This is a genomic window from Synechococcales cyanobacterium CNB (assembly GCA_030263455.1).
GTDB lineage: Bacteria > Planctomycetota > Phycisphaerae > Phycisphaerales > UBA1924 > CAADGN01.
In genome coordinates, this window is sequence record SZOZ01000002.1 from 372,538 (window position 1) to 386,979 (window position 14,442).

10 protein-coding genes are annotated in these 14,442 nt (G+C 72.0%); 5 read left to right on the forward strand and 5 right to left on the reverse strand.

The genetic code is table 11. From position 1 onward, the window contains the following. Window positions 1–17 precede the first annotated feature (17 nt). The 4 genes from FBT69_03185 to FBT69_03200 form a co-directional block, all read right to left on the reverse strand. Window positions 18–587 (reverse strand): hypothetical protein, encoded by a 570-nt coding sequence (locus FBT69_03185; protein ID MDL1903801.1) that lies wholly within the window; start codon window positions 585–587, stop codon window positions 18–20. After that, window positions 584–1,471, reverse strand: a complete 888-nt coding sequence (locus tag FBT69_03190; protein MDL1903802.1) for a hypothetical protein — start codon at window positions 1,469–1,471, stop codon at window positions 584–586. Before FBT69_03190 ends, FBT69_03185 begins: the two co-directional genes overlap by 4 nt. 29 nt (window positions 1,472–1,500) lie before the next feature. Further along, window positions 1,501–2,556, reverse strand: coding sequence for a rod shape-determining protein (locus tag FBT69_03195; protein MDL1903803.1), 1,056 nt, complete (start codon window positions 2,554–2,556; stop codon window positions 1,501–1,503). Window positions 2,557–2,845: 289 nt separating this feature from the next. Further along, on the reverse strand, window positions 2,846–3,826 hold the full coding sequence (locus FBT69_03200) for a hypothetical protein (protein MDL1903804.1): 981 nt from the start codon (window positions 3,824–3,826) through the stop codon (window positions 2,846–2,848). A gap of 340 nt (window positions 3,827–4,166) precedes the next feature. Between FBT69_03200 and FBT69_03205 the strand changes: the two genes are divergently transcribed. Both FBT69_03205 and FBT69_03210 read left to right on the forward strand, forming a co-directional pair. Beyond that, a complete protein-coding gene (locus FBT69_03205; GenBank protein ID MDL1903805.1) occupies window positions 4,167–4,916 on the forward strand; it encodes a sigma-70 family RNA polymerase sigma factor in 750 nt (249 codons plus the stop codon). Between the two features lie 38 nt (window positions 4,917–4,954). Continuing rightward, window positions 4,955–7,237: a hypothetical protein gene (locus FBT69_03210; protein MDL1903806.1), complete on the forward strand. Its 2,283-nt coding sequence runs from the start codon at window positions 4,955–4,957 to the stop codon at window positions 7,235–7,237. A gap of 8 nt (window positions 7,238–7,245) precedes the next feature. Here the strand turns inward: FBT69_03210 and trpD are convergent, their stop codons facing one another. Then, window positions 7,246–8,280 carry an anthranilate phosphoribosyltransferase gene (gene trpD, locus FBT69_03215; protein ID MDL1903807.1) on the reverse strand — a complete coding sequence of 345 codons (1,035 nt, stop codon included), beginning with the start codon at window positions 8,278–8,280 and terminating at the stop codon, window positions 7,246–7,248. A 55-nt stretch (window positions 8,281–8,335) separates the two neighbouring features. Here trpD and FBT69_03220 point away from each other — a divergent pair, with 55 nt between their 5' ends. From FBT69_03220 to FBT69_03230, 3 genes are read left to right on the forward strand one after another with little or no spacing between them, the layout of a single operon-like run. Further along, window positions 8,336–10,504: a hypothetical protein gene (locus FBT69_03220; GenBank protein ID MDL1903808.1), complete on the forward strand. Its 2,169-nt coding sequence runs from the start codon at window positions 8,336–8,338 to the stop codon at window positions 10,502–10,504. Between the two features lie 3 nt (window positions 10,505–10,507). Continuing rightward, a complete protein-coding gene (locus FBT69_03225) occupies window positions 10,508–13,600 on the forward strand; it encodes a VWA domain-containing protein (GenBank protein ID MDL1903809.1) in 3,093 nt (1,030 codons plus the stop codon). Beyond that, window positions 13,597–14,409: a class I SAM-dependent methyltransferase gene (locus FBT69_03230; protein MDL1903810.1), complete on the forward strand. Its 813-nt coding sequence runs from the start codon at window positions 13,597–13,599 to the stop codon at window positions 14,407–14,409. Before FBT69_03225 ends, FBT69_03230 begins: the two co-directional genes overlap by 4 nt. Window positions 14,410–14,442: the final 33 nt, after the last annotated feature.

The following is a 14,442-nucleotide window of genomic DNA, read 5'->3' on the forward strand; positions in this document are numbered from 1 at the left end:
GAGGGAGTGCGAGTCGCTCAGGCGCGGCGGGCGATCTTCCGGTGGGTCGCCTGCTGCTGGAAGGCGAAGGTGGGCGTGAGCGGGATGAGCAGCAGGGAGAGGGCCAGCCCCGCCACGCCGGTGTAGGCGGACGCGCCGAAGCGCACAAGCAGTTCAGAGGCGGGAGCAAAGTCGACGGGATCGCCGTAGAGCGTTCGGACGGTCATGGCGGCGACGACGACGACGTGGGCAACGGCCGCGGCGAGCATCGACATGACCGCCATGGTGAGCGGGTTGCCGCGGATGAGCACGCCGCGGAGGGTGAGGACCAGCTGGCCGCCGAGGAGGTAGCCGAGGGCGTACGGTCCGAGGATCGTTGCCGCCCCGCCGCCGGAGATCGGGTGTCGCCAGGTGAGGTCGACGAGCAGGCCGCAGGCGAGGCAGGCCCAGAGCGCGACACGGTGCGGCGCCCACAGGCAGACGAAGACGGCGAGCGGGAGGACAAAACTCGGCGCGAGGGCCTCGGGTCCGAGGCGCAGGGCGGGCCGGAGGCCCAGTTCGAGGCCGAGGGAGAACCACGCGGCGATGGCGAAGGTGAGCCAGTTCACGGCCCGCCCCCCCCCTCGCCGGTTTCCTGCAGGATGCGAAGGACGACCTCGCTGACGCGCTCGAGGCGAACGGTCGGACGCACGGTGATGACGCGGCGCAGCGGGGCGTCCGGCGCGGGTTCGACCCGCTCGACCTGGCCGATGATGAGCATCTGCGCGCTCGGCGGCCAGACGGGATCGGAGAGGCGGACGAGCTGCCCGGGCGCGACCTCCGGCGTGGGCCTGCCCTCGGGCGAGGCGGGGTACTCGACGTCACCGCGGAGCGTGCCGTCACCGACGGGGGCAAGCCGGCAGAGCAGGCCGCCCTCGTCGGAAACCATGACGGTGCCGATGATCGAGCCGGCCTCGGGCGCGGTGATGGGTCGGACGTAGCAGAGCCGCTCGGCGGCGCGGTCCACGCGGCCGAGGAGTTGCACGCCCGCGACCGTGGCGACGGTGTTGCGCTCGACGCCGTGGCGTCGCCCCGCGCGCACGGTGAGCAGCGGGCTGGAGAGGTCGCTCGACGCGCCGACGACCGAGGCGGTGTAGAGGCGAAGCGGGAGCTCCGGGTTCAGCGCGATGCCGCCCTGGAGTTGACGCACGAGTTCCCGCAGCCGCGCGTTCTCGTCGCGCACGCGGTGGTACAGCGTGGCGTAGTGGTCGCGTTGCTGTTCGAGTTCAGCGATCTCTTCCGTGGGCGAGCCGCCCGTGCGCGCCGGCGCGACCCACGCGGCCAGCGCCCGCAGCGGCTGGCTCACCGGCGCGGCGACGACGGCCGTGAGGTCGGCGAACCAGCCCGCGAAGGCCATGAAACGAACGGGCACGAGCGCCAGCACGACGAGCGCGGCGATCGTGATCGGCAGGAGCCGGCGCGAGGCAGCGGTCTGGCCCGGGCGTCGTCCCATCGCGTCAGCCGCCCGACAAAAGGGGCGGGCTAGAGGTCCATGTCCGTTTCGAGGTTCGGCCCCCACACCTCGATGTTCTCGAGATAGATCGCCGTTCCGCGCGCCACGCAGGTCAGCGGGTCTTCGGCAAGCCGGCAGTCGAGGCCCGTCGCCTTCTGCACGACCTGCGGCAACCCTCGCAGCAGCGAGCCGCCGCCCGCGAGCGTGATGCCGTTCTCGACGAGGTCGGCGGCGAGTTCCGGTTCGGCCCGTTCGAGCGTGCGCGTCACCGTCTCGATGATGGCGTTCACCGGCTCCTGCAGGGCCTCGCGGATTTCCTCGCTGCTGATCGGAGCCTTGCGCGGCAGGCCCGAAATCATGTCGCGCCCGCGGACATCCATCGTGGTCTCCTCGCCCACCGGCGCGGCGGACCCGATCTCGATCTTGATCCGCTCGGCGGTCTGCTCACCCACCATGAGGTTGTAGGTGCGCTTCATGTGGTTGATGATGGCCTCGTCCATGTCATCGCCTGCGACGCGCACGCTCTCGCAGACCGCGATGTCGGCGAGCGACATGATGGCGACCTCGGTCGTCCCGCCGCCGATGTCCACGATCATGCTCGCCGTCGGCTCGGCGAAGGGCAGGCCCGCGCCGATCGCCGCCGCGACCGGCTCCTCGATGAGATATGTGCGCCTCGCACCCGCACGCTCGGACGAATCGAAGACGGCCCGCTTCTCGACCGCGGTGATGCCCGACGGGATGGAGATGACCACGCGCGGGCCGATGAAGCGCGGGCTGCCGTTCACCTTGCGGATGAAGTAGCCCAGCATCGCCTCGGTGATCTCGAAGTCGCTGATGACGCCGTCCTTGAGCGGGCGGATCGCGGAGATGGAGCCGGGTGTCTTGCCGAGCATCTCCTTGGCGACCCAGCCGACGGCGAGTTCGTTGCCGGAACGCAGCACCTGGTTGGTGCCCTTGCGCACGGCGACGACGCTCGGCTCGTTCAGCACAATGCCCTGCCCACGGACCGCAACGAGCGTGTTGCAGGTGCCGAGGTCGATCCCCATGTCAACCGCGAACAGGCCCAGGAACCGATCGAAGAGCACGCTTCTTCCTTGCCCGCCGCTGCGCGCGGCCTTCCGTGGCAGGCGCGCGCCGGTCGGCCCCACGGTGGGGCGCGCCCGCCGCGCCGGGGCGCGCACATCATTCGCCCCGCGAGCCGAGACAGTACCGCCAATCCGCCCAAACCGCCAGTGGGGCGGGCTGTCAGGAGCGAAAAAGCCGCCCCGGCTCGGTGAGGAACCGGGGCGGTCTCGCGGACTCAGAAGGCCGCGAAAGGGGGGTCATCCAAGGTCACCGTCCCGGCTTGCCCAACCCGGACGGCGCGAGGCTCGGTCAGCGGTCGCGGGAGGCAAGGGGACGCGCCGGCTCAGCGGGCTTGTCGCTCTCGGGGCCGACCTCGATCACCGGCGGGGTGATCTCGATCGCCTTCGCGCCGGGGAGGGCGCTCCCGCTGCCGCGCAAGGCCTGCCCGGCGCGAATGGTCGTGTCGAGTTCGAGTTGGGCGCGGGCCTTGTAATCGTCCACGGTGGAGCGACCGGCAAGGGAGGTCAGGCGGGCCTCCTGCTCGGCGAGGATCTTGGCGATCCGCCCCTGCACCTGGTCGAGGCTGCCCGCGCTGTAGCGGTCGTACTTGTCCATCGTCGCCTGACGCTGGGTGAGCATCTGCTCCATGCGGGTGTTGCGGGCGATGGCGTCCACCTGCCGGTCCAGCTGCCAGAGCTCGTTCTGGAACTTCACACGCTCAGACTCGAACTGGCCCAGCAGCTCGCTCAGCCGATCCTGCTGCGAGCGCAGCAGCGACAGGTCTCGCTCGATGTCCGCGGCCCGGTCGGCGTAGGCCGATCGCAACTGGCTGATCTGGTTGGCCTTGGCGTACGCCTCGTCGAGGCTGAACGACCTGTCGTCGAGGCGCACCCTCACCACGCTGAAACCGTTCTCCGACCGCGCGCTCTCGGCACGGGCGAGCAGGTCCTGCATCTGCCCGAGGTCGGCGTCGGCGAGCGAGATGACCTTCCGGCTCACGAGCAGCTCACGCTCGAGCTGCTGGACGTTGTGCGTCACTTCGGCCAGGTCGCCCTGCACCGCGGCGATCTTCCTGGGCAGTTCCGCCTCCAGGGCGCGCAACTGCTGACGAAGCGCGATCGGATCGTCGATCGTCGCGTCGATCTTCGAGTTGATCGAGTGGCGGGCCTGCGTGAAGAGCGCGGCCACGCGATCCGGACCGGCGATCACCACCGCCGGCACCAGCACCGCGCCGCCCACGACCGTCCCGATGACGCCCATACGAACGAGAGACTTGACGATGCACGGCATGGCGAACCTCCTTGGATGTGCCGTCCGTCACGGGCCGATCGTGCCGCCCCGTCATGTCCGGCCGCCCGAACTCGGGCCTGTCCGGGTCTCATTGGGAGGCCGGCCCGCCCGCTTTCACACGCCGAAACAGGAACCGCAGGCCCGATAGCGAGCAGACACTTCAATCTCTTGTTGGTGTGCAGGCGATCGACTTCGTTCGGACCATGTCCGGCGGTATCCTTGGGGAGAACTCGCCTCCGCCCGAAACGCGGCGTGCGAAACCCGGAACGATCGGGCGTCCCGCCGTGCCCCGGGGGGGTTCGGCGCAGCCCAGGGTCGGGCTGGCGCAAGGAGTCGCACGGTGCTCTCCTCGATGACGACGAGTTTCATCGCCCGCCTGCGGGCCAACGACCAGGCCGCCTGGTTCGAGCTGTGGGAGACCTTCGGCCCTGTCGTCCGCGCCCAACTCACCCGCTGGGGAGGCGGGCGGATCGGGCACGAGACCGTGCGCGACCTCTCCCAGGAGACGCTCGCGGCCCTGTCGGACTCGATCGACCGCTACGACCCCGCCCGCGGGGCACGTTTCAGCACTTGGCTCCTCGCCATCGCCAAGCACGTCCTCGGCGACGAGATGGACCGGCGAATGGCCATGAAGCGGGGCGGCGGGCGAACGGCGGCGTCCCTCGACGAGGCATGGATGGCCGGCTCGTCGGCGATCGGCGCGGACGATGCCTACGAGGCCGCGGTCTTCGGGGCGAAGGTCGAGGCCGCGATCCGGCAGGTACAGAAAGAGTGCGACTTCACGGACTTCTCCATCTACCGGATGCGGGTGCTGGACGGGACGAGCGGCAAGGACGTGGCGGCGGCAATCGGGGTGAGCGAGCCGACGGTGAGCCGGCGACTGGCGAAGGTGCGCGACGCGCTGCGACGGCGGATCGCGGAGGCCGTGGAGACGTACTCGTTCACGGAGGCCGAGCGGTCCGAGCCGCGCCGAAACGGGCTGGACCTCGATCCGAACAAGGCCGACGACGCTCTCTTTGACGAGGCGGTCGCGGAGATTTACCACCGCCAGATGGACCTTCGGCGGATGGACGAGCAGGCCGCTCGATAGGACGCCGACGAGACGCCCGCCGGGGCAGGAGCGAAGGTATGGCCGGGCCTGGGGTGCTGCTGGTGCTGCTGGGAGCGGTCGTGGGCATCGTGCTGCTCGTGCTGCTCGTCATGTACGTCGTCGTGCCGCTCTTCAAGGGCATCGGCTGGCTGGTCCGCCACCTCGCCGCGTTCATCGGGGGCGAGATCCGCGACGCACTCCGCCTCATCGGCGCTTTGGTAACGGCCGTGGTCTTCGCGTTCCTCGTCATCGCGAACGTGGTGATCGGACGATGGTCGGCGGCGGCGCACTTCGGTCGGGCGATCCAAGGCGAGATGGGCGCGGGAGGAGCGTGCATCTACCGCATCCTCGTCGGGCACCCGGCACGCTTCCTGTGCCTGAACTCGCTGGTGGACGGGCTGGAGCGCAGGCTTCCCGAGGTGGTGGCGGCCGCACCGACCGCGGACACCCCCTCGCGGCGCACCGGCAAGTTCGAAGGCTACGTGATCGTCGGCTCGCTGCCCGGGGGCGGTTCGGGGGGCAAGTTGTACGTCGCCGAACCGGACGAGATCCGGCGCGCGGCGTTCGCACGCCAGGGCATCGACGACGTGGACCAGGTCGTCATCAAGTCGTTCAGCCTCCAGGACGGGTCGAGCCTGCCGCAGATCGTGCGCGAGAGCCGAGCGCTGGATGCGGCCAAGAAGCTCGGGCTCGTCCTCGACCACGAACTCACGCCCGAACGCTTCTACTACGTGATGCGCTTCGTGCCCGGCGAGCCGCTGAGCCTGGTGACCCAGAAACTGCACGGCCGCGCCCCCGCTGCAGGCCTGACCAACGCGCAGTTGCACGAGGTGCTCGGGTACCTCGGCTCGCTGCTCGCCACGCTGGACCGCTACCACCGCGGCGGGCTGTGGCACAAGGACGTCAAACCCGACAACATCATCGTCCACGGGCGCGAGGCGCACCTCGTGGACTTCGGCCTGCTCACGCCGATCCGCTCGGCGATGACGCTCACGACGCACGGCACGGAATACTTCCGCGACCCCGAAATGGTGCGCATGGCGCTGCGCGGCGTGAAGGTCCACCAGGTGGATGGGGCGAAGTTCGACGTCTACGCCGCGGGCGCGGTGCTCTACGCCGTGGTCGAGAACTCGTTCCCCGCGCACGGCGCCTTGAGCCAGATCACACGCCGCTGCCCCGACGCCGTGCGGTGGATCGTGCGCCGCGCGATGGCGGACTACGACAAGCGCTACCCAACTGCCCTGGCGATGCTCGAGGACGTGCGCTACGTGGCCGCGGCGGCGGACCCGTTCGCGGTGCGCCCGGCGGAACTGCCGAGTATGCGCGGCGTCGAGGGCGACGCTCAGCACGCCGTGTACCGCGAAGAGGACGAACTCGTGTTTGCCGGCGCTGTGGCCGCGTCGCACGCGCTCCGCGCCCGCCCGGATGGCTCCCCCGGCTTCGCCCCCCCACCGCCTCAACCGCCGCAGCGGCGTTCGCGCCCGCGCCTGCGCGTGACGAACTGGTGGAGCGGCGAGTATGTCGTTTCGCCGGACGAACCGGTGCGCGCCGCGGGAACGCCGCGCCCGGGACCAGCGCAGCGTCCCGCGCGCCCTCGCGTGCAGCGGGCCCCGGCGCAACAGCAGTTGGCGAGCGCCCGCGCCCGTGTCGAGGCCGCCCGCACGCGCGCGGCCAGGCGCATCGGCGGACGCGCCGCCGCGGCCGGACCGGCACGATTCAACAACGGCATGAACCCCGGCGTGGCCGTCGCGCTCTTCCTGTTTCTGGCCGCCTGCGTTGGCATCGCCGCGATCGTCATCGGCTTCGCCGCGTCGAAGCGCGGCACCGTCGTCGTCTACGGTGATACCGCCGCGCCCATCCCTGCCCCGCCCCAGCCGCCCGCGCTGCCCGCGTTCGCCGGCGCGCCGGTCGATGGCGCGCGCGTGCTGGTCGTCAGTGACCTGCTCCCGCCTCTGGACGAAGCCACCCGCGCCCGCGTCGATGCTCTGCTCGCGTCCTTCGACTCGGCCGGCATGGAGCTGCGCGGCGCGGCGCCCGGCGCGGAATCCGGCTCCGAGGCGATGACCGCGGACCTCGACCTCGCCGCAGCCGTCCGTCTCGCTCGCGGGCAGGCGCCGCTGGACTCCCCCGATGCCGCGGCCGCGATCGAGACCTGGCTCGCCGCCTCGCCCGAAGCCGACGCCGTGCTGTGGCTCACGCCCGCGACCGACGGCTCACGCCAGGGGCCGCTCGCACGCCTCTTCGTCGCCCCGCGCGGCGAGGACTGGACGGCGTGGTCTCGATCCGCGCTGGACACGATCAACGCGATCATGACACGCTGACCGTCCGGTCATCCACGAGATACGCGCATCAGTGTCTCCAGCGTCTCCCTCGCCCTGCCCGAGTCCACCGCTTCCGCCGCGAGCGTCAGCCCATCGGCGAGTGAAGCCGCAACGTCCGCCACGAGCAGCGCGGCGGCAGCGTTCAGGAGCGTCACGTCTCGCCGCGGCCCCGGCTCGCCCGCCAGCACGGCGCGAACAGCCCCGGCGGCCTCGTCCACGCTCGCGACGCGCAGGTCGTCGAGCCGGGCCGGAGCGAGGCCGAGCGTGCGAGCGTCCAGTTCCTCGATCCGCACACCCCCCCCCAAGACCAACGCCAGGATCGTCGGCGCGGTCGTCGTCAGTTCGTCCATGCCGTCGCGCCCGTGGGCGACGATCGCCCGCTCCGCTCCGAGTCCCGCGAGCGCTTCGGCGATCAGCGGCACCAGCCTCGCCTCGTAGACGCCGATCACTTGCCGACGGGCGCCCGCCGGGTTCGTCAACGGCCCGAGCAGGTTGAAGATCGTCGGGAACCCGAGCGACCGTCGCGGCCCGGCCGCGTGGCGCATCGCAGGGTGATGGTGGATCGCGAAGCAGAAGCACACGCCCGCCTCGGCGAGGCACCGCGACTGCACCTCCGGCGACGCGTCCACGCGCACGCCGAGCGCCGCAAGCGCCTCGGCCGACCCTCGCCCCGTGCGCGAGCGGTTGCCGTGCTTGGCGACGATCGCCCGCCGCCCCCCCCCCGATCGTGCCGCCGCCGCGACGATGGCCGCCGCGGTCGAGACGTTGAAGGTCTTGGGCGCTCCACCCGTGCCGCAGGTGTCGATGAGGGTCGCTCCGAGCACGCTCGGCATGGGCGTCGGCGTGACGTGGCGGCGCATGACCCGGGCGGCACCGATGACCTCCGGCGTCGTCGCCCCGCGCGCCTGGATGAGCGAGAGCACACCCGCGATCTGGGCGTCGTCCATGCCGCCGGAGAGCAGTCGCTCGAAGAGGGCCTCAGCCTGCTCCGCGCTGAGCGAGCCGCCGGCGACCAGCGTGGCGAGCGCATCGTGCGGTTCCATCGCGGAACGATACCGCGCCCCGACCGCGCACGCCCCCGGTCGAATACCATCGTGCATGGACGGCCCATGCCCCAGAACGGCAGGCGTGGCGCGACGCGCGGCCCGGCGCGCGCTGCTCGCCGACGCGGTGCGGCGAGCAGGGGTCGTCCTCCTCGCCGGGTCGTCCGTGGGATTGCTCGCGGCCGCGCTCGACCGGCTCAACCTCTGGCGGCCCGAATGGTGGGCGTACCTTGCCGTCGCCACGGGCGTCGCCGCGATGATCGTGATCGCGGACGCATGGCGTCGCCGATGGTCTCTTCTGCGGGCGGCCGTCGCCCTGGACCACGCGCTCGGGCTGCGCGACAGGCTGTCCTCCGGGCTTGCGCTCTCGCATTCGGACGATCCCTTCGCGGGCCTGGCGCAGCGCGAGGCGGAACACGCCGCGCAGAGCGTCAGCCTTCGCCGGGCCGTGCCCGTGCGGCCGGACTGGCGGTGGGGCGCGTGGCCGGTCGTGGCGGTACTGGCGGTCGTGGTGGCGATCTTCCTGCCCCGGCTGGAGCGAGGGAGCGCGACCGAGGACCCCGCCCTCGCGCGAGCGTCACGCGAGGCGGCGGCGCGCGAAATTGCCGAGGCGTCGCGCGCGGCGAGAGATGCCGTCCATCAAGCGCGGGCCGACCCGGCAACGGCCGAGCAACTGGCAACGCTCGACGAGATCGAGCGTGAACTGGCCGATGCGAGGCGCGACCCGCGCGAGGCCCGTGCCGCGGCGGCGGACGCGGTGGAACGCCTCGCGAACCGGCTCGAAGATCAGGCCGAGCGCGAGCAGGCCGCGGCGGACAGCGTGCGCGAACGCATGGCCCGCGCAGCGCAGGCTGCACGCGACGCCGACGATGCATGGTCCGATCTCGCCAGAGCGATCGGCGCTGGCGACGCTGCCCGCGCAGCCGACACGGCCGAGCGGCTCGCCGCGGAGATGGACCGGCTCGACCCGGCGACACGCGAGCAACTCGCCCGCGAACTCGAGGACCTGGCCCGCTCACTCGCCGAGCCGCGATCTGGCGCGCCGGAGCCGCTCCCGACCCCCCCCCTGCCGCTCGACGAGCAGGCCTTGGAGCGGCTGGCATCCGAGACCGACCCTCGCGAGATCGAGAAGCAACTGCGCGATGCCGGCCTCGAACCGGAGGCCGCGGAGCAGGCCGCCCGCGAGATTGCGGCGGAGAACCGGCGCCGCCAGGCCGAAGAAGAAGCCCAGCGTCGCGAGCAGGAACTCCGCCGCGCCGCGGAGGACGCGGCCCGCGAACTGCGCGAACCGCCGAAGCCGCGGTCCGACAGCGGTGAGCGACCACCCGATGAAACAAGGGATCTCGCTCCGAATGGCGACCAACGCGAACCGCGGCAAGGGGAACGGCAGCGATCAGAACCACGTGAGGGGCAACCGCGGCAAGGCGAAGGTGAGCGAGGAGCGGGCGAACCCAAACCTCGCGAAGACGAAGCGCAGCCGAAGCCGACGGAAGGCGATGGTGACGCGCAGCAACCAGCGTCGCCCGAGCGTGCGCCCGGCGAGACGCCGAAGCCCGTCCCCGGCGAGGAGCGTGAGAGCGAGCAGGGCGAAGCGACACCGGGCGAAAGCGAGACCCCGCGGCAGCATGGCGAGCCGCGCCCCACGCCCGGCGATCAGGGCGAGTCACACGATGGCCGGCGCCCCGACGGCCAACAGCCCGGCGAACAGCCGGGACGGACGCCGCGGCAGCATCACGGAGGTGAACGAGGCGGAGACGACACACCCGGCGGAGTGAAAGGCTTTGCCGAACGGCTTCGCGAACTGGCGCGGCCGGGGCGCGACGAGCGCGAGCGCGCCCGCGACCTGCGCGAGCACGCACGCCGGTTGCTCGGTCGCGAGCCTGGCGACGCCCCCGCAGGCCCGTGGCCCGACGAGCGCGAGTTCGCACGAGACACGCCGCCGCCGGACGAGCCGTGGGGCTCCGAGACGACACCGATCGACGCTCGTGACCCTCGCGAGACGGGCGAGGACGGCCGCGTGGTCGCGCAGTGGTTCGCCGACGGCCGACGGACGGAGGACGGCGCATCGCACCGGGTGATGCAGGAGAGCATCCGCGAGGCGGCTCGCTCGGCGGAGGAGGCGCTCGAACAGCAGGCGGTGCCGCCCGCCCGTCGCGACCTTGTGCGGCGTGTGTTCGAGCGCTACCAGAAGCGGGCCGAATCGCAGCAGGGGGGGGGCGGCTGATCGATGGGCCTGCGGTTCGAAAGCCCGCTGTGGCTGATCGCCGTTCTGGCCGCGCTGCCGCTGGCGTGGATCGGCCTGCGGTGGTTCGCCGCGATGAGCCGCGTGCGGCGGTGGTCGGCGGTCGTCGCCCGCACCCTGCTCACGCTCCTGCTGGCCGCACTCCTCGCGGGCGCGGCGGGAACGCGACCCGTTGACCGGTTCGCGGTCGTGTTCGTGGTCGACGTCTCCGGTTCGGTACGCCGCTACGCGGACGGCTCGGACGGGCCGCCGCTGGTCGAGCGTGCGCGATCAACCATCGATCGGCTGGCCGCGGGTCGAGGGCCGGACGACCTGCTCGGCGTCGTGGTCTTCGACGGCTCGGCCGCCGCGGTCGCCCTGCCCACGCGTGGGGACATCACGGGCCGATCGCTCGACGTCCGCCTGCGCGAGGGCACGGACGTGGCCTCCTCGCTCCGGTTCGCCGCGTCGCTCATCCCGGCGGACGCTGCGGGCAGGCTCGTGCTCGTGAGCGACGGCGTTGAAACGACCGGCGACGCCCGCGCCGCCGCACGCGAACTCGCGGGGCGATTCCCCACGGCGCGCGGCGCCCGAGGCTCGCTCCCGGTTGACGCCGTGCCGGTCGAGTACGAAGTGCGCGGCGAGGTGATGGTCGAGCATGTCGATGCCCCCCCCGCCGCCGCGTCCGAATCAACGGTAACCGTGCGCGTCGTGCTCGCGGCGACGGACCCCGCCCGCGGCACGCTGCACATGTTGCGGGACGGCGAGCCGATCGACATGGGCGCGGGTGCCGGCGCGGGAAGGGCGCTGTCGCTCGCGCCGGGTCGGCACGTAGAACTCGTGCGCGTCGCGCTGCCGCCGGCTCGCGTGCACCGCTTCGAAGCCGTCTGGGAGCCGGAGACCGCCGAAGGACCGGACGGCACGACGCTCGCCCTCGGCGATTCAATCCCGGAGAACAACCGCGCCGAAGCGTTCACCGTGACGCCCGGCCGCGGCTCGGTGCTGCTGCTCGACGGCGTCTCGGACGGCCGCCCCGGCGAGGCCGGCTCGACGCTCGCCCGCTCGCTGGAACAGGCGGGCATCGGCGTGACGGTCCTCCCCCCCCCTGCTGCGCCGAGCGACCCGCTCTCGCTGCAGCTCTACGACCTCGTGATCCTCCAGAACGTGCCCGCAGACGCGCTGGACCCGACAGCGCAGCACGCACTGGCCGCGCACGTGCGCGACCTCGGCGCCGGGCTGGTCATGATCGGCGGACCGGACTCGTTCGGCCCGGGCGGATGGAAAGGCACACCCATCGAGCCGATCCTGCCGGTGAGCCTCGACCTGCCCGAGAGCCTGATCGTGCCTTCGGCGGCGATCGTGCTCGTCATCGACAACTCGGGGTCGATGGGGCGAGGAGTGTTCGGCTCGTCCCGCACGCAGCAGCAGATCGCCAACGAGGCCGCCGCTCACGCCGTCACCATCCTCGACCGCGCGGACCTCGTCGGCGTCATCGCGTTCAGCAACGCTCCGCGCGTCGTTCACCCGCTCTCACCGAACAGCGACCCCGCGACGCTCGCGTCCCGCATCCGCGGCATCAGCCCCGGGGGCGGCACCAACCTGCTCCCCGCGCTCGAAGAAGCGGCGCGACAGCTCGAATCCGCCCGGGCCGAGGTGCGACACGTCATCGTCCTCTCCGACGGGGTCTCGATGAACGCGGAGTTGCTGCCCGGCGCGGCGGCCGACCTCTTCGAGCGGGGCATCCGCGTCTCGACCATCAGCGTCGGTCAGGAAGCAGACATCGCCACCATGAGCGCGATCGCCGAACAGGGCGGTGGACAACACCACTACGTCGTGAACCCCAACGCACTGCCGAGCATCTTCGTGAAAACCGTGCGGCTTGTCCGCTCGCCGATGATCCGCGAGGCGCCGTTCCGCCCCGTGGTCACACCCAGCGGCTCGCCCATGACCGAGAGCATCGGCACCCCCCCCATGCTCGGCGGTCTCGTCCTCACGCAGACGCGGCGCGAGCCGACCATCATCAGCGCGATGCTCACGCCCGACGGCGAGCCTCTGCTCGCCCACTGGAACGTCGGGCTGGGGCAGGTCGCCGCGTTCACGTCCGACGCGCACCACTGGGCCGCACGATGGCTGGATTGGCCCGGCTACGCGCGGATGTGGACGCAGGTCGTGCGCACGCTCTCGCGCCCCGCGACCACGCACGGGTACGACCTGATGACGCTGGTGCGCGACGGCCGGCTGCGCGTGCGCTTCGAGGCCGCGGACGACGCGGGCACACCCCTGGATGCGCTCGCGGTCGATGCGACGGTGTACGGACCGGGCGAGGAACCGACGACGATCCGCCTCGACCAGACCGGGCCGGGCGTGTACGAGGGGTCGGTCGAGGCAAGTCGAACAGGGGCATACGTCGCGGTGGTCAAACCCCGGCAGGCGGGCAGGCCGCTGCCGCCGGCGATCGGCGGAACGACGATCTCATCGGGCGAGGAGTACCGCTCGCTGCGGTCAAACGCCGCGTTGCTCCGCGACGTGGCATCGATCACCGGCGGGCGCGTGCTCACACTCGACAGCCTTGACGCGGCGACCGTCTTCGACCGTGCCGCCGCGCCGCCGAGGCTGGCGAGCGCCCCGCTCTGGCGGCACCTGCTCATCGCAGCGATCGTGGTGCTGATGCTGGACGTGGGAACGCGGCGCATCGCGTGGGACCGATTCGTCTCGCGCGAGTTCGGCGTGGAGCTGCGCCGCGCCGCGGCCGAGGCGCTCGCCGATCGGGGCGAGGAGGCGCGTCGAACGCTCGCCGGGCTGCGCGGGACACGCGAGGCGGCGCGGGCAGAGCCGCGGGCGGGCACGCTGGGCGAGGCGGAGGCCCGGCGCATTACCGAGGAGGCCGCACGCAGGCGCGTTCGCGACCGCGAGGAGGCGTTGCGGGCGATCCGCGAGCAGCGGACGAAGGTCGCGCCAAGGGAGGCCGCCGCCGGCTACGAACAAGCAAAGCCCAGGCAGCGGGTTCAGAGCGAGGATGCCACCCCCTCCGGCGGCTTGCTGGAGGCAAAGCGGCGCGCCCGCGAACGCATCGAACGTCAGCAGGAGGACGAGGAATGACCGCTCGGGAGCCGCTGCACGAGATGCGCCCGACGACGCGCTTCTCCGACCGAGCCGCCGACTACGCGAAGTTCCGCCCGTCCTACCCGGCCGAAGCGATCGACGCGATCCTCGACCGCTTGCCCCCCGCGACGCGGGGCGGGGCCTTGCAGGCCCCGTTGATGGCGGCGGATATCGGGGCGGGCACCGGCATTTCTGCTCGCCTGCTCGCGGAGCGCGGCGTGCACGTCATCGCCGTCGAGCCGAACGACGCGATGCGATCGGCCGCCGGCCAGCATCCGCTCATCGAGTGGCGGTCCGGGACCGCGGAAGCCACCGGCCTGCCCGATGCCTCCGTCGATCTGGTGCTGTGTGCACAGTCCTACCACTGGTTCGAGCCGAGGGCCGCCTGCCGTGAGTTCGCACGCATCCTGCGCCCCGGCGGTCGCCTCGCTCTTGTGTGGAACGACGGCGACGAGACCGACCCCGTCGCCCGCGGGTACTACGACCTCGTCCGCGAGGCGAGCGATGGCGCAGGCCCGACGAGCCACCAGTCCGCCGCACGCAACCCGACGTTCGCCCCCCCCTTTGACCCCGCCCGCGTGCGCCGACTGCGCTTCCGCAACGAACAGCGGCTGGACAAGCCCTCGCTGATCGGCCGGGCCATGAGCGCGTCCTACGTGCCGAGGACAGGCCCGCGCGCCGAGCAGCTCGTGCGCGGCCTGCAGGAACTGCACACGAGACACGCGGCGGCGGACAGTCGCGTGGGGCTGATGTACGAGGTGCTGGTGTACTTGGCCACGCGAGAGAATGAACCCGGACGCTCATGAACGAGCCGCGACCGAGAGGGAGCGGTTCTCTCG

Coding starts and splice junctions, on each gene's coding strand:
- FBT69_03225 (MDL1903809.1), top strand. CDS start 10,508: ATGGGCCTGCGGTTCGAAAGCCCGCTGTGGCTGATCGCCGTTCTGGCC.
- FBT69_03200 (MDL1903804.1), bottom strand. CDS start 3,826: ATGCCGTGCATCGTCAAGTCTCTCGTTCGTATGGGCGTCATCGGGACG.
- trpD (MDL1903807.1), bottom strand. CDS start 8,280: ATGGAACCGCACGATGCGCTCGCCACGCTGGTCGCCGGCGGCTCGCTC.
- FBT69_03220 (MDL1903808.1), top strand. CDS start 8,336: ATGGACGGCCCATGCCCCAGAACGGCAGGCGTGGCGCGACGCGCGGCC.
- FBT69_03230 (MDL1903810.1), top strand. CDS start 13,597: ATGACCGCTCGGGAGCCGCTGCACGAGATGCGCCCGACGACGCGCTTC.
- FBT69_03190 (MDL1903802.1), bottom strand. CDS start 1,471: ATGGGACGACGCCCGGGCCAGACCGCTGCCTCGCGCCGGCTCCTGCCG.
- FBT69_03210 (MDL1903806.1), top strand. CDS start 4,955: ATGGCCGGGCCTGGGGTGCTGCTGGTGCTGCTGGGAGCGGTCGTGGGC.